The organism is Stenotrophomonas sp. 86156_Sma (assembly GCF_056481625.1).
On sequence record NZ_CM151157.1, the window covers coordinates 2,976,754 to 2,995,575 of the forward strand.

General features: G+C 67.1%; 14 protein-coding genes. 9 read left to right on the top strand and 5 right to left on the bottom strand.

Going from position 1 to position 18,822, the window contains the following annotated elements; translation table 11 throughout:
- The first annotated feature begins 89 nt into the window (after positions 1-89).
- Positions 90-1,067, top strand: coding sequence for a zinc-binding dehydrogenase (locus ACZK33_RS13805; RefSeq protein ID WP_423174902.1), 978 nt, complete (start codon positions 90-92; stop codon positions 1,065-1,067).
- 173 nt (positions 1,068-1,240) lie between these two features.
- The gene (locus tag ACZK33_RS13810; protein WP_423174903.1) at positions 1,241-3,919 is read left to right on the top strand and encodes a TonB-dependent receptor; all 2,679 of its coding nucleotides are present in this window, start codon (positions 1,241-1,243) and stop codon (positions 3,917-3,919) included.
- 43 nt (positions 3,920-3,962) lie between these two features.
- Here ACZK33_RS13810 and betT read toward each other — a convergent pair whose 3' ends face one another.
- A complete protein-coding gene (gene betT / locus ACZK33_RS13815; RefSeq protein WP_049400600.1) occupies positions 3,963-5,942 on the bottom strand; it encodes a choline BCCT transporter BetT in 1,980 nt (659 codons plus the stop codon).
- 195 nt (positions 5,943-6,137) lie between these two features.
- Positions 6,138-6,518, bottom strand: coding sequence for a VOC family protein (locus ACZK33_RS13820; protein WP_423174904.1), 381 nt, complete (start codon positions 6,516-6,518; stop codon positions 6,138-6,140).
- Positions 6,519-6,669: 151 nt separating this feature from the next.
- On the opposite strand from ACZK33_RS13820, the gene ACZK33_RS13825 reads away from it, so the two are divergent.
- The 3 genes from ACZK33_RS13825 (at position 6,670) to ACZK33_RS13835 (ending at position 11,147) form a co-directional block, all read left to right on the top strand.
- Positions 6,670-7,188, top strand: coding sequence for a sigma-70 family RNA polymerase sigma factor (locus ACZK33_RS13825; protein ID WP_423174905.1), 519 nt, complete (start codon positions 6,670-6,672; stop codon positions 7,186-7,188).
- A complete protein-coding gene (locus ACZK33_RS13830) occupies positions 7,185-8,129 on the top strand; it encodes a FecR family protein (RefSeq protein ID WP_478453486.1) in 945 nt (314 codons plus the stop codon). Before ACZK33_RS13825 ends, ACZK33_RS13830 begins: the two co-directional genes overlap by 4 nt.
- A 69-nt stretch (positions 8,130-8,198) precedes the next feature.
- Positions 8,199-11,147, top strand: a complete 2,949-nt coding sequence (locus ACZK33_RS13835; RefSeq protein ID WP_423174907.1) for a TonB-dependent receptor — start codon at positions 8,199-8,201, stop codon at positions 11,145-11,147.
- Between the two features lie 125 nt (positions 11,148-11,272).
- Here the strand turns inward: ACZK33_RS13835 and ACZK33_RS13840 are convergent, their stop codons facing one another.
- Entirely contained in the window at positions 11,273-11,596 is a 324-nt protein-coding gene (locus ACZK33_RS13840) for a DMT family transporter (protein ID WP_014037506.1), read from the bottom strand.
- Positions 11,596-11,949 (bottom strand): SMR family transporter, encoded by a 354-nt coding sequence (locus ACZK33_RS13845; protein ID WP_010485170.1) that lies wholly within the window; start codon positions 11,947-11,949, stop codon positions 11,596-11,598. The genes ACZK33_RS13840 and ACZK33_RS13845 overlap by 1 nt, the downstream gene beginning before the upstream one ends.
- 160 nt (positions 11,950-12,109) lie before the next feature.
- Here ACZK33_RS13845 and ACZK33_RS13850 point away from each other — a divergent pair, with 160 nt between their 5' ends.
- The gene (locus ACZK33_RS13850) at positions 12,110-12,961 is read left to right on the top strand and encodes a LysR family transcriptional regulator (protein ID WP_423174908.1); all 852 of its coding nucleotides are present in this window, start codon (positions 12,110-12,112) and stop codon (positions 12,959-12,961) included.
- Positions 12,962-13,034: 73 nt separating this feature from the next.
- Here the strand turns inward: ACZK33_RS13850 and ACZK33_RS13855 are convergent, their stop codons facing one another.
- Positions 13,035-13,955, bottom strand: a complete 921-nt coding sequence (locus ACZK33_RS13855; protein WP_423174909.1) for a M14 family metallopeptidase — start codon at positions 13,953-13,955, stop codon at positions 13,035-13,037.
- A gap of 131 nt (positions 13,956-14,086) precedes the next feature.
- On the opposite strand from ACZK33_RS13855, the gene ACZK33_RS13860 reads away from it, so the two are divergent.
- The 3 genes from ACZK33_RS13860 to ACZK33_RS13870 all read left to right on the top strand — a co-directional run bounded on the left by ACZK33_RS13860 (position 14,087) and on the right by ACZK33_RS13870 (position 18,820).
- Positions 14,087-16,168 (top strand): TonB-dependent receptor family protein, encoded by a 2,082-nt coding sequence (locus tag ACZK33_RS13860; RefSeq protein WP_423174910.1) that lies wholly within the window; start codon positions 14,087-14,089, stop codon positions 16,166-16,168.
- A 62-nt stretch (positions 16,169-16,230) separates the two neighbouring features.
- Positions 16,231-18,003: a chloride channel protein gene (locus ACZK33_RS13865; RefSeq protein WP_423174911.1), complete on the top strand. Its 1,773-nt coding sequence runs from the start codon at positions 16,231-16,233 to the stop codon at positions 18,001-18,003.
- Between the two features lie 100 nt (positions 18,004-18,103).
- The gene (locus ACZK33_RS13870; protein ID WP_005409984.1) at positions 18,104-18,820 is read left to right on the top strand and encodes an MgtC/SapB family protein; all 717 of its coding nucleotides are present in this window, start codon (positions 18,104-18,106) and stop codon (positions 18,818-18,820) included.
- The last annotated feature ends 2 nt before the right edge of the window (positions 18,821-18,822 follow it).

Consider the following 18,822-nt stretch of genomic DNA (forward strand, 5'->3'; position numbering starts at 1 on the left):
CAGGATGCCGTGTTGCACCTGCGGCGCCTTGTCGACAACGCCTGCGTCCCCAGTTCGGTACAACATCAACTTTCCCCGGAACACCGCCCATGCGCGCTGCCCAGTACCCCTCCTTCGGCGACCCGGCCGACGTCCTTGTCACTGCCGATGCCGCCCTGCCCGAGCCCGGCCCCGGCGAAGTGCGCATCCGCACCGTGCTGGCCTCGATCCACAACCACGACCTGCTGACCGTGCGTGGCCTCTACGGCTACAAGCCGACGCTGCCGGCGATCGGTGGTAGTGAAGCACTGGGCGTGGTCGATGCACTCGGCGATGGCGTCGACGGCCTGCAGGTCGGCCAGCGGGTTGCCGCCGCCTCGGTGCACGGCACCTGGGCCGAGGCCTTCATCGCACCTGCACGCATGGTGATTCCGATGCCGGAGGCGATCCCGGACGAAATGGCCGCGCAGCTGATCGCGATGCCGCTGAGCGCGCTGATGCTGCTGGAGTTCCTGCACGTCGAGGCGGGCCAGTGGGTGGTGCAGAACACTGCCAACGGCGCGGTGGGCAAATCGCTGGCGATGCTGGCGCGGGCGCGTGGCGTGCATGTGGCCAACCTGGTGCGCAATGCCGATGCGGTCGCACAATTGAAAGCGCTGGGCATCGATCATGTGTTCGACACCTCAGTGGACGGCTGGAAGGATCGCGTGCGCGCAGCGACCGGCGAAGCGCAGGCGGCGGCCGCAGTGGATTCCATCGGCGGTGATGCCAGCGGTGATCTGGTCGACCTGCTTGGCCACCACGGCACGCTGGTGTCGTTCGGTGTGATGAGCGGCGAACCCATGCGCATTCCCGCCGGCGGCCTGATCTACAAGGAAGCCACGGTGAAGGGCTTCTGGGGCAGCAAGGTCAGCCAGGCGATGGCGGTGGAGGACAAGCGCCGGCTGGTTGGCGAACTGCTGAAGCGCGCGGCGAGCGGCGAACTGACCCTGCCGGTGGAGCAGATCTTCGCACTGGACGACATCGCCCAGGCGGCAAAGGCCGGTGCGGGTTCGGGCCGCAACGGCAAGGTGCTGCTGCGGCCGTGATGGCCGGACAACCGGGGTCGGATCCTTTTCCGTTGGAAAGGGATCCGACCCGCAGGAGGAGTGCGGACCAACGGTCCGCACCCACCGAAGCACAGACCGCCCCACCGAGGCCACAGACTTTCGTTAAGAACCTGTGATGTATAACTGAATGCGCTTTCGTCATTGGAAGGCGCATGTACCTGCGTGCGGTACTGACGGCTCCTCCCCAGTTCGGCGTTGTCGCTTCCATGTACCGCACCACCCTGAACCTGCTTGCCGGCGCGATCGCGCTGGGCCTCACCGCCGGCGCTGCCGGCGCCGCTGAAACCGCCGATTCCGGCAAGGACAGCACCACCCTCGGCACTGTGCTGGTGACCGGCTCCAACATCAAACGCAGCGATACCGCCGGGCCCAACCCGGTGCAGATCGTCAGCCGCGAACAGATCGAGCAGACCGGCCGCTCCACCCTCACCGACGTGCTGCGCAACCTGTCGGCCAATGCCGGCAACAGTTTCGACGAACAGTATACCGGCAGCTTCGCCGCCGGCTCGGCCTCGATCGGCCTGCGCGGCCTGTCGCCGAAGAACACGCTGTTGCTGGTCAACGGCTATCGGGTGTCCAACTTCGGCTTCGCACTCAATACCCAGGACACCTTCGTCGACCTCAACGCACTGCCGATCAGTGCGGTCGAGCGCATCGAAGTGCTGAAGGATGGCGCCTCGGCGGTGTACGGCTCCGACGCCATCGCTGGCGTCATCAACATCATCCTGCGCAAGAACTTCCAGGGCGTGGAAGTCGGCGGCGGCTTCGGTACCGCCACCCAGGGCGGCCTGAACGAACGCAAGGCCAACCTGCTGGCCGGCTTCGGTGATCTGGAACAGCAGGGCTGGAACGTGCTGTTCGGGCTGGACCTGCTCAAGCGCGACCGCCTTGATGGCGATGACCGTGCCTATACCCGCAGCGGCGATTTCCGCGACAAGCCCGGTGGTCGCCTTGCCGGCTGGTCCACTGCCGGTGGCAACTGGCTGAGCAACCCGCGTGCGCCGCAACCGTTCGCCAACTGCCCCGACGGCAGCCAGCTGCGCCCGTACAGCGACTTCGGCAGCACCCTGCCCGGCCAGGCCTGCGCCTTCAATGCGCAGCCGTTCAAGACCCTGCAGCCCGGCGCCGAGCGCCTGCAGGCGTCGCTGAGTGCGACCTACCGCTTCAATGACAGCGTCGAGGCCTTCGCCGATGTGCTGTACAGCCACAACAAGGCCGACCAGATCTTCAGCGCGCCACTGACCGTCGGGCCGGGCCTGCGTGCCTACAACCCGGCCACCGGCACCCTGATCGATGTGCCGGCGGTGCTGCCGGTCGGCCACCCGAACAACCCGGGCAGCACGCCGCTGCCGTTCGAGTACACCTTCTTCGATCTCGGCCCGCGCCTGAAGGACAACACCCAGGTGTTCTACCGTGCCCTGGCCGGCGTGCGTGGCAGTGGCGAGCGCTGGGACTGGGAAGTGGCAGCGCTGACCTCGCAGAGTGCACAGCGCGAGTACGTCGACAACTTCGTCAACCGCTACGCATTCGAGCAGATCCTGCGCGATGGCAGCTACGACTTCCTCAACCCGTCCAGCACGCCGGGGGCGCTGGATGCACTGCGCCTGCAGACCAAACGCCCCGGCTGGTACAAGCTGCACTCGTTGAACGTAAAGGCGTCGACCCCGCTGTGGGAGCTGCCGGCCGGTGCGGTCGGCTTCGCCTGGGGCGCCGAGTTCCGCAAGGAATCACTGGACGCGCGCACCAGCGCGCAGGTGCTGTCGGGCACCGAGCTGCGCCCGGCCATCAATGTGGTCAACGGCGAGCGCCAGGTCAGTGCCGCCTACGCCGAACTGAGCGTGCCGCTGCACCGCACGCTGGAACTGCAGCTGGCCGGTCGCGGCGACCGCTACGACGACTTCGGCAAGGCGTTCTCGCCGAAGGTGGCATTGCGCTGGCAGCCGCTGGACAGCCTGCTGCTGCGCGGCTCGTTCTCGCGTGGCTTCCGTGCGCCGTCGCTGCCGGAGATTGCTCCGGGCCAGACCGTCAGCTACGGCTCGGTGATCGATCCGTTCGACCCACTGCAACCGGGTGGCAGCCGCGGCGTGACCAACATCCGCACCGGCAACCCGGACCTGAAGGCCGAGCGCTCGCGTAACTTCAACGTGGGTGCGGTGTGGTCGCCGGATGGCGATACCAGCATCGGCCTGGACTGGTACCGCATCGAACAGGACAACCTGGTCAAGCCTGACAGTGCGCAGTTCATCGTCGACAACCCGACCCTGTTCCCGGGCCGCGTACAACGCGAGAACGGACGCATCCAATTCATCACCAACCAGTACGCCAACCAGGGCGAACTGACCACCTCGGGGCTGGACCTGGACGCCAGCCGTACCTTCCGCACCGACGGTTGGGGCAACTTCACCGTCGCCGGCAGCTGGACCCACCTGCTCAGCTTCAAGCAGCCGCTGGTGGCCGGCCAGGCGCCCTATGACGGGGCCGGCAACAACCGCCACGGCGCACTGCCGCGCACCCGCGGCACCACGTCGTTGAACTGGGCGGTGGGCGACTGGAGCAGCACGCTGAGCCTGCAGTACGTGAGTGGCTACGACCAGCGTGTGGCGACGGTCACCAGCAACCCGGGGCTGCGTGACCGCATCAAGCCGTATCACCAGCTGGATCTTTACGTCGCCTACGAAGGTATTCCCAACACCACGCTGTCGCTGTCGGTGCTGAACCTGACCGACAAGGACCCGCCGTTCGACCCGGCCGGTGGCTCCAACGGCTTCGACATCAGCCAGTACAACCTGCGCGGGCAGTTCGTCTCGCTGGGGGCGCGCTACCGGTTCTGATGGGGCAAAGGGGTGTGCGGACCAACGGTCCGCACCCACCGCATCAACGGCTCAGGTGCAGGAACTGCAGGTGCCGTTCGTACTGGCTGATGATGTCGTTGATGATCTGCTTGCGGCTGTACCCCACCAGATCGTAGTCCTGGCTGCCTTCGAACAGGTGCACTTCAGCGCGGTAGTAGCGCTGGTTGCGCAGCTGCTGTGCGGCGAACGACGGGGTCAGGTAACCACTCAGGATCACCCGGTACAGGAAGTCCTGCTGCTCGCCGTGGTTCACCGTCAGCTCCATGTCGCCGGCCTCGAACCGCGTGGCCACATCCCAGCCCTGCCCGCGCAGCTGCTCGGCCACCGCCTCCATCGCTGGCTTCACGGTGTCGTCCATGAAGCGGTAGACCTGGTCGCGCACCGGGAAGTGCATGGCCTGGCTCAGGCGCTGGCGCCAGCCCTGGTGGTGGCGGTCGTCACCGATCAGCGGCGAGGGACGGTACTGCAGCGCGCGCTTGCGGTGCGATTCGTCACTGAAGGCGCGGGTCAGGCCCCACATCATCAGCAACAACACCGCCGAGAACGGCAGCGACGCCAGCACCACCGCCGATTTCAGCGCATCGATGCTGCCGGCCAGCAGCAACCCGGCGGTCAGCACCGCGATCACCGTGCCCCAGAACACGCGCAGCCAACGCGGACCATCATCCTCCGGCGCCCCGCCATGCGAGGACAACGTGGACAGCACCACCGCGCCGGAGTCAGCCGATGTCACGAAGAAAATGAAACTGACGAACACCGTCACCGCGATCACCGCCTTGCTCCACGGATACCCATCCAGCAGGGCATACAGCACGGTGGGTGGATCATCCACCGCCAGTTGCGCCAGTTGCTGCTGGCCATGGTGCAGCACCTGGTCCAGTGCACTGTTGCCGAAGATCGACAGCCACGCCAGGGTGAAGCCGAGCGGGATCAGCAGCACGCCGAACACGAATTCGCGGATGGTGCGGCCACGCGAGATGCGGGCGATGAACAGGCCGACGAACGGCGCCCAGCCGATCCACCAGGCCCAGTAGAACACCGTCCAGCCGCCCAGCCATTCCGGTCGGCCGCCATAGGCGTACACGTCGAAACTCTTGCCGACCACGCTGCCGAGGTAGTCGCCCAGGTTCTGCATCAGCGTGCTGAGCAGATACTGGGTGGGGCCGGCGCACAGCATGAACAGCACCAGCGCGATCGCCAGCAGCATGTTGATGTTGGCCATCCAGCGCACGCCCTTCTCCACGCCTGAAACGGCCACGGCCACCGCCGCGCCCATCATGCTGACCACCAGGATGATCTGCACCAGGTTGGAGTGCGGGATGTTGAACAGGTGCGACAGGCCAGCGTTGAGGTGCAGCACGCCGAAGCCCATGTCGGCGCCGATGCCGAACACGGTGGCGACAATGCCCAGCGCGTCCACGGTATAGCCGATCGGGCCATTGATGCGCTTGCCGATCAGCGGGTACAGCGCCGAACGCAGCGCCAGCGGCAGGTTGTGGCGGTAGGCGAAGTAGGCCATCGCCATCGCCGCCAGCGCGAACACGCCCCAGCCATGCAGGCCCCAGTGCAGGAACAGCAGCTGCATGGCCTGGCGCGCACCAGCCTCACCGGCCGCCGGATCGCCCTGCGGCGGCTGCAGGTAGTGGGTCAGCGGTTCGGAGACGCAGAAGAAGAACAGGGTGATGCTGATGCCGGCGGCGAACAGCATGCCGGCCCAGGAGAGATAGCTGAACTCCGGCTCGTCATGGTCGGCACCGAGCTTGATGCCACCGTACTTGGACAGCGCCACGCCGACCACGAACACCAGGTAGAGGGTCATCGCCAGCAGGTAGTACCAGCCGACATTGAGTGCGGCCCAGTCCTGCGCCTTGACCAGAAGGCGGCCCGCACCGAGCGGGAACAGGCTGACAAACAGCGCGAACGCCACGACAACGATCGCCGCGAAGGCGAACACAGGTCGAAGGGTGCGCACCGGGGATTGTTGCGGCTCCAGTACTTCCATGGGGCGGCGTTCTCCGGTAGATCAAAGGGTTAGCCGACCGATTCTGGCTGAACCGCAGTGGACAGAGCATGAAGTTGCGGCCTGCGGTCACAGGCCCGGCCCACCATTCCGTGCTATCACGCGCGCGCCGAAGCGTGCCTGCGAGCGCAGCCGCGCGCGGACCGCGTGCAACGCGGCCACGCGCGTACTGTCCAATCACGACATCACATGCACCGCGCACAGCTTGTTGCCATCCGGGTCGCGCAGGTAGGCCAGGAACAGCTGGCGCCCGGCCATGGTGCGGATGCCGGCCGGGTCTTCGATGGCGGTGCCACCGTGGGCGACACCGGCGTCCTGCCAGCCACGCACGGCATCGGCGCTGTCGAGGGTGAAACCAATCGTGCCGCCGTTGGCATGGCATGCGGGCTGACCGTCGATGGGTGCGGTGACGATGAACATGCGGCCGTCCTTGAAATACACCAGGCGCCCCTTCTCATCGAAGACACCGGGACGGGCGCCCAATGCGGTGAACAGGGCATCGTAGAAGCGATGCGCGACGTCCATGTCGTTGGTTCCAACGGTGATGTGGCTGAACATGCGGGCACTCCTTGTGGAAAGACCGCAGTGTCGGCGAGCCCGGCGGGCATCGCAAATGCACGCCTCCGGCCTGCTGCCACGTGCGCAGGGTTTGTCGTACACCGCTCGATCATCCTATAATGGGAATCATTCTCATTAATGATCGATGCCGATGGCCGTGCCCGCCGCCTCCAGCACCGCGCTGGCGGGGTTCTACCGCGAACACCATGGCTGGCTGCTGGGCTGGCTGCGCCGCCGCACCCACAACGCCGACTGCGCCGCCGACCTGACCCAGGACACCTTCGTGCGCCTGCTCAGCCGTCGTGTCGATCCGTCCGAACTGCGCCTGCCGCGTGCCTATCTCAGCACCATCGCGCACGCGCTGCTGGTCAATCACTGGCAGCGCGCGGATCTGGAGCGCGCCTACCTGACGGCCTTGGCCGCGCAGCCGGAGCCGGTGCATCCATCCGCAGAGGAGCGCACGCAGGCGTTGCAGCTGCTGCACGCCATCGCCGACATGCTGGCCGGCCTGGCCGAGCGGCCACGCCGTGCGTTCCTGCTGGCACGACTGTGCGGTCTGGGCTATGCGGAGATCGGCCAACAACTGGGCGTATCCGAGCGCATGGTCAAGAAATACATGGCGCAGGCGATGCTGCATTGCCTGCGCCTGTCCGGCGACGCGACAGCATGAGCACCGCGCTGGCCAACCCGGCACTGGAGCAGGCGGCAGAGTGGTTCGCGCTGCGCGAGCAGGGCTGGACCGATGACGAGCAGTACCGCTGGCGCGCATGGCTGCAGGCTGATGCCGGCCACGCCGATGCGTGGCGTCGGGTCGAGTCGGTCTGGCAGTCCTTTGCTCCACTGTCGGCACCGGCTGCTGCCACGGCACTCGATGCTGCCGGACGTCGCCGCCGTCGCGCGCTTCGCAGCCTCGGTGGCGCCCTTAGCATCGGTGCGGTCTCCCTGCTCGGCCTGCACGGGTTGCGCGAACAACGCGGCCTGCAGACACAGCGCACCGCTGCCGGGCATACCGGGCAGTGGACGCTGATCGACGGCAGCCAGTTGTGGCTCAACGCCGACAGCGAAATCACCATCGACATCGGCAGCGGCCGCCGCGGCCTGCATCTGCTGCGTGGCGAGCTGCTGCTGCAGACCGGCCACCATCCTGCATTCACCGGCCTGCCCCTGACCGTGCATGTACCGGGCGCACGCCTGCAGCCAATGGGTACCCGCTGCGCGGTCGGTCGCGAGGCGCAGGACAGCCGGTTGGATGTATTCGAGGGCGCGGTGCGCTGCCTGCCGATGTTCGGTGCGGCGCTGGATGTGGCTGCGGGAGACGCGGTGCGGATCGGCCCGATGGGCGGGCTCACAACGGTCGCTGCCGATCCTCTGCGCGGTGACTGGCAGGACGGACGCCTGCAGGTACAGGACACGCCTTTGATCCGCGTCATCGATGAGCTGGCCCGCCACCATCAGGGCTATCTGGGTTGTGATCCGGCGCTCGCCGCATTGAAGGTCACGGCAGTACTGCCACGCCTGGACAGCACCCAGGCGCTGCATCTGCTGGCCCGCGCCCTGCCGATCCGTGTCGAGCAGCGCTGGCCGTGGTGGACCGTCGTGCGTTCGCTTTGAAATCGCGGTTCCCTTTCTGCGCGCTCACCGGGCCCTACAAGGGAACCCATTGCGGATGTTGCCGCCCCCATGAAACTGTCCTGCCCCTCCCCTCGCCCCCTGGCCATCGCCTTGTGCATGGCCCTGGCGACCCCCTGCCTGCTGCCTGCCTCGGCCCATGCACAGGAGACCGCCGCTGCGGTCCGCTGGCAGATTGCGCCCGGCCCGCTCGACCAGGCCCTGACCGCGTTCGGCCAGCAGTCGGGCCTGTCGATCGCTGCCGATGCGCGCCTGACCCGCGGCCGCCACAGCAGCGGCGTGCAGGCCACGCTCGGTACTGACGCAGCATTGGCGCAGCTGCTGGCCGGCACCGGCCTGGCCTTCCAGCGTGATGCCAGCGGTGTGGTGCTGCAGGCGGCACCCACCGCTGAAGCCGGGGTACGCCAGATCGGCACCCTGCGCGTGGCTGGCCAGGCCGGCGAAGGCGCTTCACCGTGGGGCCTCGCCGATGCCGATGCGGTCTACCGTGACAGCGGCTCGCGCGTGCACCTGGACCATCAGCAACTGGAACGCTTCCGCGGCCAGTCGATCGGCGACGTGCTGGCCGGTGCGGTGGGCGTGCACACCGCTGACGTTCGCAACGGCGGTGCGCTGGACGTCAACATCCGCGGCCTGCAGGGCCAGAACCGGGTGCCGGTGATCATCGACGGCGGCCAGCAGGCCATCGACGTGTACCGCGGCTATGCCGGCGTGCAGCAGCGCAGCTATCTCGATCCCGATCTGATCAGTGCGGTCAGCATTGAAAAGGGACCGAGCCTGGCCGCCAACGCCGCCAGCGCGATCGGCGGCGTGGTCTACATGGAAACGTTGAACGTCGATGACATCCTCGATGATGGCCAGACCTGGGGCCTGCGCATGCGCGGCGGCGTGGCCGACAACAGCATCGACCGCACCCGCACCTTCAAGCAGATCGCGCGCGGCAGAGACAACCGCAACAGCCTGCGCGACCCGCGCGACTGGAATGGCAGCGTGGCCTTCGCCCAGCGCGGCGAAGACTGGCAGCTGGTCGCGGCCTACGCGCGGCGCCGCCAGGGCAACTTCTTCGCCGGCAGCAACGGCGCGCATCGCTACGACAACCAGCACCTGTCCAGCGGCGGTACCGGCATGTCCAGCCAGGCGGTGTCCAAGCTCTTCCATCCGGGCGATGAAGTGCTCAACACGCATACCGACAACGAATCCGCACTGCTTAAATTCACCTGGACGCCCAGTCCGGACCAACGCCTGGAGCTGAGCCATCGCTACTTCAACTCCAGCTTCGGCGAGATCATGCCGTCGGCGATCGGACGCGTGGGCGAGTCCAACGAATGGGTGACCTACGTGGACAAGGCCAACACCATGTTCCAGTTCGAGCCGGGAAAAATGCGGGTCAACGCCACCTCGCTGCGCCACCGCTACCGGCCCGAGGCACATCCGTGGCTGGACCTGAGCAGCACGCTGTGGTTCACCACCGCCACCAGCCGCATGTTCAACAGCAACATCGCCAACACGCCGCTGTTCAAGGACGTGCCCAACGACCAGATGCCGGACACGCTGGGCGAAACCTACGGCCCGGGACTGCAGTCGGACGTGAAGACCCAGCGCTGGGGCGTGGACAGCAGCAACACCACGCGCTTCAGCAATGATCTAGGCGACTGGACGCTGCGCTATGGCGCGTCCTTCCAGCACGAGGACACTGCACCCAACTCACCGGTGCTGCCGGTGGATTTCAACAACAACCGCTACCTGCGCTCGGGCACGCGCCGCGAAGCCAGCGTGGTGGCATCACTGCAGTGGCAGCCGTGGGACTGGCTGTCGCTGACCGCGGGCGGCCGCTTCACCGACTACCGCACCCGCGATCGCAACCGCGTGGCCTTCGTCAGTGAATCGCGCGACCTGCGCTACACCTTCGCGCGCCTGAGCAAGGGCGGCCAGCTGCTGCCCGGCTGGTACAAGGAGTGGTACCCGGATGCCCAGGGCAATTACACCTATGACTCGCTGCGCGCTACGCCCTATGGCGACAGCACGCTGGGCCAGGCCTACGATTTCGACGGTTTCATTCCCGATCCGCGCGGCGCCAACGGCTTCTATACCAAGCAGATTCCCACTGCCTGGGGCTACAAGCCGGCGATCCGGCGCTCCGGCCACGGCTTCGCGCCCTATGCCGAAGCACGCTTCAACTTCGACGAGGACATGTTCTTCTACGTGAAGTACGCGCAGGGCTGGAAGATGCCCAGCCTGTTCGAGTCGACGCTGGGCAACAGCACCTCGGCACCGGTGGCCGACCTCAAGCCGGAGAAGAACCGCTCGTGGGACATCGGCTTCAGCCTGCTCAAGCAGGACCTTTGGCGTGACGGTGATCGCCTGGCGTTCAAGGTCGCCTGGTTCAAGAACGATATCGACAACGCGATCACCCGTCGCTTCGATTCCAGCAACTGGGCGTTCTACGTCGACAACGTCGACAATTACACCGTGTCCGGCTATGAGCTGCAATCCGGTTATGACGCCGGCATCGCCTACCTGGACCTGTCGGCCAGCTACTACCAGCGCGCGCGCACCTGCGATGCGGCCACCGCCAAGCGCCTGCGCGAAGACCCGTATGCGAAGTGGAGCAAACTGGACACTACCCCGGACTGCGTGGACGGCGGCTTCGGCACCTCGTTCGTCAACGCACAGAACCCGCCGAAGTACTCGATCCACAGCACGCTGGGCTTCCGCCTGTTCGACAAGCGACTGGATACCGGCATCCGCCGCACCTACAACAGCGGCCCCACCCACGAACTGGACAAGCCCTGGAACACCACCGGCTCGACCGGCCTGCAGAACATCTACCTGCCGACCGCGATCTATGACTTCTACGCACGCTGGCAGTTCACGCCGCGCAGCGAAGTGGAGCTGGTGGTCAGCAACCTGCGCAACACCTACTACATGGACACGCTGGCGATGAGCCTGATGCCGGGCCCGGGGCGCACCACGCGGCTGAACTTCACCGCACGCTTCTGAGTGCTTCAGAAACAGCAACGCCCCGGAGATATCCTCCCCGGGGCGCTTGCCTGCGGCGGCTCACACCCTGGTAGATGCCAACCGTGGTTCTGGTAGGCGCCAACCTTGGTTGGCGCAACGATGCATCACTTCGCAGTACTCAGCAGCAGCACTGCAACAGTAACCAGACCGATGCCGACCCAACCGATCGGGCGCAGGCGGTTGCCGAACAACAGGCGGCCGCAGGTGGCGGTACCGATCACGCCGATCGCACCCCACATCGCATAGGCGGTGGCCAGATCCATGTAACGCACGGCCTGGCCCAGCAGGGCAAAGGCGATCCAGACCATGACAATCGCAGCTACGCCCCAGCGCCAGCGGCGGAAGCCTTCCGACTTGGCCACCATCATGTTGGCGGCGACGTCGATCAGGGCCGAACAGATCACGAAAAACAACGCCAAGGTATTCATCAGTGCGCCTCCCCAAGGGTGACGCAGACGATGCCGACCACTGCCAGCACCAGGCCAGCCAGCTGCTGCAGCGACAGGCTCTCGCCGAAGACGGTGAGGCCGACCACAGTGAGCAGGGTCAGGCCGAGGCCTTCCCATACCGCATAGGCCACGCCCACGGCGATGCGGCGCACCGACTGCGCCAGGAAGAAGTAGGACAGCGCCAGCGCGCCGGCCATGATCAGGTAACCGGTCCAGCCACCATCGCGGGCGGCATGGGCCATGAACGAGGTGCCGACCACTTCGGCGACGATCGCCACGGTCAGGCAGGCCCAGGCGACCAGCGCGCCACGGGCGGGAACAGTACGGGACATGTGAAGCTCCTTGCAGCGCGGGGACCACGCCGCCTCATCAATGGATCCACGCCGAGCGTGGAGGGTCCGGAACGCCCCGCAGACGGGGGCGACGGAAGCCAGTATCATCGCCTTTTACGGTGGTATCAAAATGGATTCCATCGACAGGAGCGATGGATCAGTGCCCTACTCCCCTGAATCCCTGCAGGCCTTCGTGGAAGCCGCGGCGCTGGGCTCGTTCTCGGCTGCGGCGCGACGCCTGCGCAAGACCCAGTCGACAGTCAGTACCGCCATTGCCCACCTGGAAACCGACCTGGGCGTGAGTCTGTTCGATCGCAGCGGGCGCTACCCGCAGCTGACCGAGGCCGGGCGACAGGTACTTGGCCACGCGCAGGAGATCCTGGCTGCCGATGCCCGCCTGCAGCAGTTGAGCGTACGCCTGGCCGCGCCGGTCGAGCCGCGCTTGACCGTGGCATTCTCCGACGTCTACCAACTGGACCCGGAACAACGGGTGCTGCAACGCTTCGCCGAGGCGTTCCCGGAGATCGAGCTGGAATGGCTGGATGCCGAGGGCGAGGACGTGCTGGAACTGGTGAGCAACGGACGCGCCGCGCTGGGTCTGCTGCCACGGCAGGAGCACTATCCGGACGGACTGGTGGCACGTCCGCTGGCGCACCACAGCGAGCTGTCGGTGTATGTGGCGCGCGAGCATCCGCTGGCCAGCGCTGGCCGTCGCGCCGCCGCACAGCTGGCGCGGCATAGACAGGTGCGCCTGAGCGCGGAAGTCGATCAATCCCGCGTGGTCACTGGCCTGGCCTGGACCGCCACCGATTACCTGATGGTGATGGAAATGGCCGAGGACGGCCTCGGCTGGGCCGAACTACCGCGCGCACTGGTACAGCGCTACGACCGCGGGCGGCTGGTGGAACTGGTACTGCCCGGCTGGCCACGGCGCATCCACAGCGACCTGCTGTGGCGCCGCGACACGCCGCCAGGCCCAGCCGCACTCTGGTGGGCCGACGCGCTGGGCTGAGGTAGTGCCGGCCGCTGGCCGGCAATCTCATTGTCCCGTGGCTGCCGGCCAGCGGCCGGCACTACCGAACCGATCAGCGATGGGCGAGCGCGTAATCCAGCGCCGAGCACACCGCCGCCACCTGTGCGTCGTTGCACTGCTGCGGGGTCGCCCGCGGGCTGTCCGGGTAGACCTCGGTGGTGGTGGTGTACTTCGCCCCGGTAATGCCGGCGCACAGGCCCAGCTTCACCAGCGGGTACTCGATCACGCCATGGGCCACCACCGGCGAACCGATGATCTCGCCCTTGTCGTCGGCCGGCGCGATGTGAGTAACCTTTTCCACTGCGGCGATCACCGCCTGCTGGAAGGCCGCCTGCGGGGCCTCACTGTCGTCCACCAGGTAGAAACCATCCGGAATCAGGCCCGGCTCGAACGGCTTGCCATCACGCGCGGCCAGCGCCGGGCGGAACTCGCTCTCGTCGCTGTCGGTGGTTTCGTGCAGGTCGATGTGCAGCACGAACTGGCCCTTGATCGGTGCGATCAGTTCGATCAGCGCGGTCGACTCGCGGGCCGGGCCATCGGCGCGGAAGTTGCGGTTCGGGTCGATCGCATCGAAGTTCCAGCGATTGATGCGCTCGAAGCCCCACGGATTCACGCACGGTGCCACCAGCAGGTTGGCCTTGCCGGCGTAATCGGCGGCGTGCTTTTCGAGAAACTCCAGCGCGCCCATCACGCCGCTGGTCTCGTAGCCGTGCACGCCACCGGTGACCAGCGCGGCCGGCAGCGCCGGGTTCCAGTCGCGGCTGCGCAGGGCGAACAGGGTGTAGGTCTCGCCGGCGTAGTCGAGCTGGCCATAGGCCACCTTGTCGAAGCGCGAAGCCAGTGCCTCGATGCGCGGCAGCACCTCCTCGTCGTAGCGACGCAGGCGCTGCTGGCGGCCACGCCACGCCTCCCGTTCCGCCGCTCCCCACGGCTGGCCAGGGGTTCCGACGGGGTAGAAAGCGGCTTGGGACATGGCAGATCTCAGCGAGTCAGGAAGCAATCACCCACTTTACCACCGGCCCATCAGCATGAACCGGAGGCGCATTCCATTGGCGAATGGAATCAGCAATAATTCTCATTTACGACCTTCCACAACCCGCACCGATGCCCACCCACGCCCCGCAAACGGCCCGCCTGCCACTGGCTGCCGCCCTCGCCCTGTGCCTGATTCCGGCCGCCAGCGCCTTCGCCCAGGACGGCGCCACCACGCTGGACAGCATCCAGGTTTCCGGCAGCTGGCTGGGCACCGGCCTGCATGACAGCGTCAAGCGCTTCGCCGGCGCCCGCACGGTGGTCGACCGCCAGCGCATCGAGGCCAGTGGCGCGGCCAGCATCGGCGATGCCATGCGCCGCATCCCGGGCGTGCAGGTCACCGACAACTCCGGTACCGCCGGCAGCTCGGTGTCGCTCAACATCGGCGTGCGCGGCCTGACCGGGCGCTACTCGCCGCGCTCGACTGTACTGCTGGATGGTGTACCGCTGGCGGTGGCGCCGTATGGCCAGCCGCAGCTGTCGTTCGCGCCGACCAGCCTGTCCAACATCGAATCGATCGACGTGGTGCGCGGCGGCGGCGCGGTGCGCTACGGCCCGCAGAACGTGGGCGGCATCATCAACTTCAGCACCCGTGCCATTCCCACCGGGGCCGGCCTGCACGGCGAAGCGGGCGTGCGCTACACCGCCTACGACCATGGCGGCGGTGACAGCACCCAGTACAACGCCTTCCTCGGCGGCACCGGCGACAACGGCCTGGGCGCCGCCCTGCTGTACTCCGGCCAGGACGGCCGCGGCTGGCGCCAGGGCAGCGATGACCGTTTCAACGACCTCGCGCTGAAGTTCGCCTACGCCATCGACGAGCAGCAGGAACTGCGCGCCAAGCTCTCCTACTACGATGTACGCTCGCTGACCCCGGGCGGCCTGACCCGCGCCCAGTACGAGGCCGACCCGTTCCAGAACACCCGCCCCACCGATTTCTGGAAGGGCCACCGCACCGGCATCGACCTGGGCTACACCAACACGCTGTCGGACAACAGCGTGTTCGAGGTGCTGGCCTATTACAACGAGAGCAGCCGTGCCAGCTCGCTGATCAACGCGGCCAATACCCAGCTGACCGTGCAGCCGCGCGATTACCGCGTGCTGGGCATCGAGCCGCGCTATACCCAGCGCCTGCACTGGGGCAGCACGGTGCATGACATCACCGCCGGCTACCGCTTCCTGCGCGAGCGCGGCAACGACCGCAGCTACACCGTCACCCGCCGTACCGGCGTGGCCAGCGCCACCAACCGCTTCGACAACGCCACCGACGCACATGCCTTCTACATTGACGACCGCATCGCCATCGGCCAGTGGCGCATTACCCCGGGCGTGCGCATGGAGTGGATCGACATGGACCGCCGCCAGGCCGGGGGCGCGGCGACCTTCAGCAGCCGCAACGACAAGGCGCTGCCCTCGCTCAACATCGCCTACCTGCTGACTCCACAGCTGACCGTGTTCGGCAACTACACCACCTCGTTCGGGCCGGTGCAGAACATCCAGCTCAATTCGCAGACCGCCAGCAACCCGCTGAACCCGGAAATCGCCAAGACCACCGAACTCGGTGCGCGCTGGCAGGACGGTGCACTGCGCGCGGAAGTGACCGTGTTCAAGATGCGCTTCGACAACCAGATCCTGCAGGTGCCGGGCATCACCCCGCCAACCTTCCAGAACATCGGCGACACCGACCACAAGGGCGTGGAAAGCGCGCTGGAGTACCGCTTCGCCGAAGACAGCGCACTGGCCGGTCTGGAGCTGTACGCCAACTACACCTGGACCAAGGCGATCCAGCAGTCCGGCGACAACCGTGGCCTGGACGTGCCGTTCTACTCGCGCGACACCGACAGCGTCGGCGCACGCTATGCACTGGCCGGCTGGACCTTCAATGTCTCCAGCACCCACCAGAGCGGCCAGTTCTCCGACGCCGCCAACACCTGGGCCGAGAGCGCCGATGCGCGCGTGGGCCGCGTGCCGGGCGTGCGCCTGTGGAACGCGCAGGTGGCCTGGCAGGTGCCGGGACTGGGTGACAGCGAGATCGCGCTGGGCGTGAACAACCTGGCCGACAAGCGCTGGTACACCCGCAACGTCGATGGCAACGCCGGCCGCATGGTGGCCGCGCCACGCACCTTCTACCTGCAGGGCCGCTACCGCTTCTGAGCCGGTAACCGCCCGATGCAGTGACGGCGGCGATCACGGTGGCGGCGTATCATGCCGCCACCATGTCATTGCCTGTTTCGCCATCGCGCCTGCATCTGGCCTTCCAGGGCCTGCGCCTGCGCCTGCGCGGCAGCGACTTGTGGTTCATTGCGCTTGCCCTGCTGGTCGGCCTGATCGCCGGCTACCTGACCCTGCTGCAGTCCGGCATCGCACGCTCGCTGCAGGGCACCCTGTATGGGCTGGACGAAGGCATGCGCCTGAGTTCCCTGCCCTCGCTGACCTGGACCGCGCTGCTGGTACTGCCACTGGGTGGCCTGCTGGTCGGCCTGGTCAGCCTGGCCGCGACCCGGCTCAAGCGGCCCCTGCTCGATGCGGTGGAAGCCAACGCCCTGCACGGCGGCCGCATGTCGATGCGCGACAACCTGATCGTGCTGACCCAGACTCTGCTGTCCAACGGCTGCGGCGCCTCGGTCGGGCTGGAGGCGTCGTATACGCAGATGGGCGCGGGCAGCGGCTCGCAGCTGGGCCGGGTGATGCGCCTGCGCCGCAACGACGTGCGCATCCTGGTCGGCGCCGGTGCCGCCGGTGCCATCGCCGCCGCCTTCGGTGCACCCTTGGCCGGCGCGTTCTACGCCTTCGAGATCGTCATCGGCGCCTATACCCCGGCCGCACTCGCCCCGGTCGCCGTCGCCGCACTGGCCGGCGCGTTCGTGGCCGACCAGGCCGGCATCGAGGCCTACCTGCTGCCGGCAGCCTCGACGATTGATGTCCGCGCCGCCGACTACGCCATCTACGGTCTGCTGGGGTGCTGCTGCGCGATGGTCGGCATCGCGGTGATGCGGTTGATCGCCTCCATCGAAGGCACGGTCAAGCGCAGCCCGTTGCCGCTGTGGGGCCGGCCGGTGGTGGGCGGCCTGCTGCTGATTCCGCTGGCACTGGCCAGCCCACAGGTGCTGTCGTCCGGCCATGGCGCGCTGCACCTGGACCTGACCACGCATCTGCCACTGATCTGGATCGGCGGCCTGCTGACCCTGAAGTGCCTGGCCTCGGGCATCTCGCTGGGCTTCGGCTTCCGCGGTGGCCTGTTCTTCGCCTCGTTGTTCATGGGCACCCTGGTCGGCGCGTTGTTCGCCGGCCTGCTGGCGATGGCCACCGGCGTGCCGGTGATTGATGCAACTTCGGCCGCACTGGCCGGCATGGCCGCACTGGCCGCCGCCGTGGTCGGCGCACCGATGACCATGGCCATGCTCGTGCTGGAAGGCACCCACGACTTCCTGCTGACCAGCGTGGTGATGAGCGCGGTGCTGGTCTCCAGCACGCTCGTGCGGCAGTGGTTCGGTTATTCGTTCTCGACCTGGCGCATGCACCTGCGCGGTGAAACCATCAAGAGCGCCCGCGACGTGGGCTGGGTGCAGAACCTCAACGCCGGTCGGCTGATGCGCAAGGGCGTGGCCACCGCGCCGGCCGACCTCGACGCCGCCGCCTTCCGTCAGCGCTTCCCGCTGGGCTCGGGCAGCCGCGTGATCCTGATCGACAGCGAAGGCCATTACGCCGGCATCGTGCAGATTCCGCGCGTCTACGGCGACGGCGTGAAGCCCGAGACCATGATCGGCGAACTGGCGGAAAACCGCGACGTGTCACTGCTGCCGAGCGCGGACGTGGTCACCGTGATGCAGCGCTTCGACCACACCCAGGCCGACGAACTGGCCGTGGTCGCCGCCGACGGCCAGGTGCTTGGCGTGGTGTCCGAAGCCTTCGTGCGCAAGCGCTACGCCGAGGAACTGGACAAGCGCCAGCGCGAACTGATGGGCGAGCGCGTCGAGGACACCGACTGACCCGCAAAAAGGGGACGGAGGGGATTAAGTCGTTTCTGGCCCCCTCGAAATCCACGTATGGCGTGGATCTACTGTCACCTCGACCGGGTAGACTCCGGCCATGCGCTTCATTGAAACCTTCCAGGCCGGCCCCTTCGCCGACACCGTGGTCAGCCTGCTGGCCGCCTTCGTGCTCGGCACGCTGATCGGCGCCGAGCGCCAGTACCGGCAACGCACCGCCGGCCTGCGCACCAACGTGCTGGTGGCGGTCGGCGCCGCCGCCTTCGTCGACCTGGGCATGCGCATCGCCGGCAGTGCCGAGGCGGTGCGGGTGATCTCCTACGTGGTCTCCGGGGTCGGCTTCCTCGGCGCCGGCGTGATCATGAAGGAAGGCATGAACGTGCGCGGCCTGAACACCGCCGCCACCCTGTGGTGCTCGGCGGCGGTCGGCAGCTGTACCGGCGCGGACATGCTGGCCGAAGGCGTGCTGCTGACCGTGCTGATCATCGCTGGCAACACCCTGCTGCGGCCGCTGGTGAATGCGATCAACCGCATCCCGATCAACGAGGCCGCCACCGAAGCGACCTACGAAGTGCGCCTGAGCGTGGATGCCGAAGCCGTGCCGCGCGTGCGCGAGCGCCTGGTCGATGCGCTGGAAGCGGCGCAGTATCCGGTCGGTGATGTGCAGGTGGTCGAGCATGCCGACGCGCCCACCGATGTGATCGCGGTGCTGGTCAGTACCGCCGTGAGTGCCGATGAGCTGGACGTGGTGCTGGCGCGGATGGAGCATGTGCCGGGCGTGCTGCACGCCACCTGGGAAGTCAGTACCCGCGATTGATT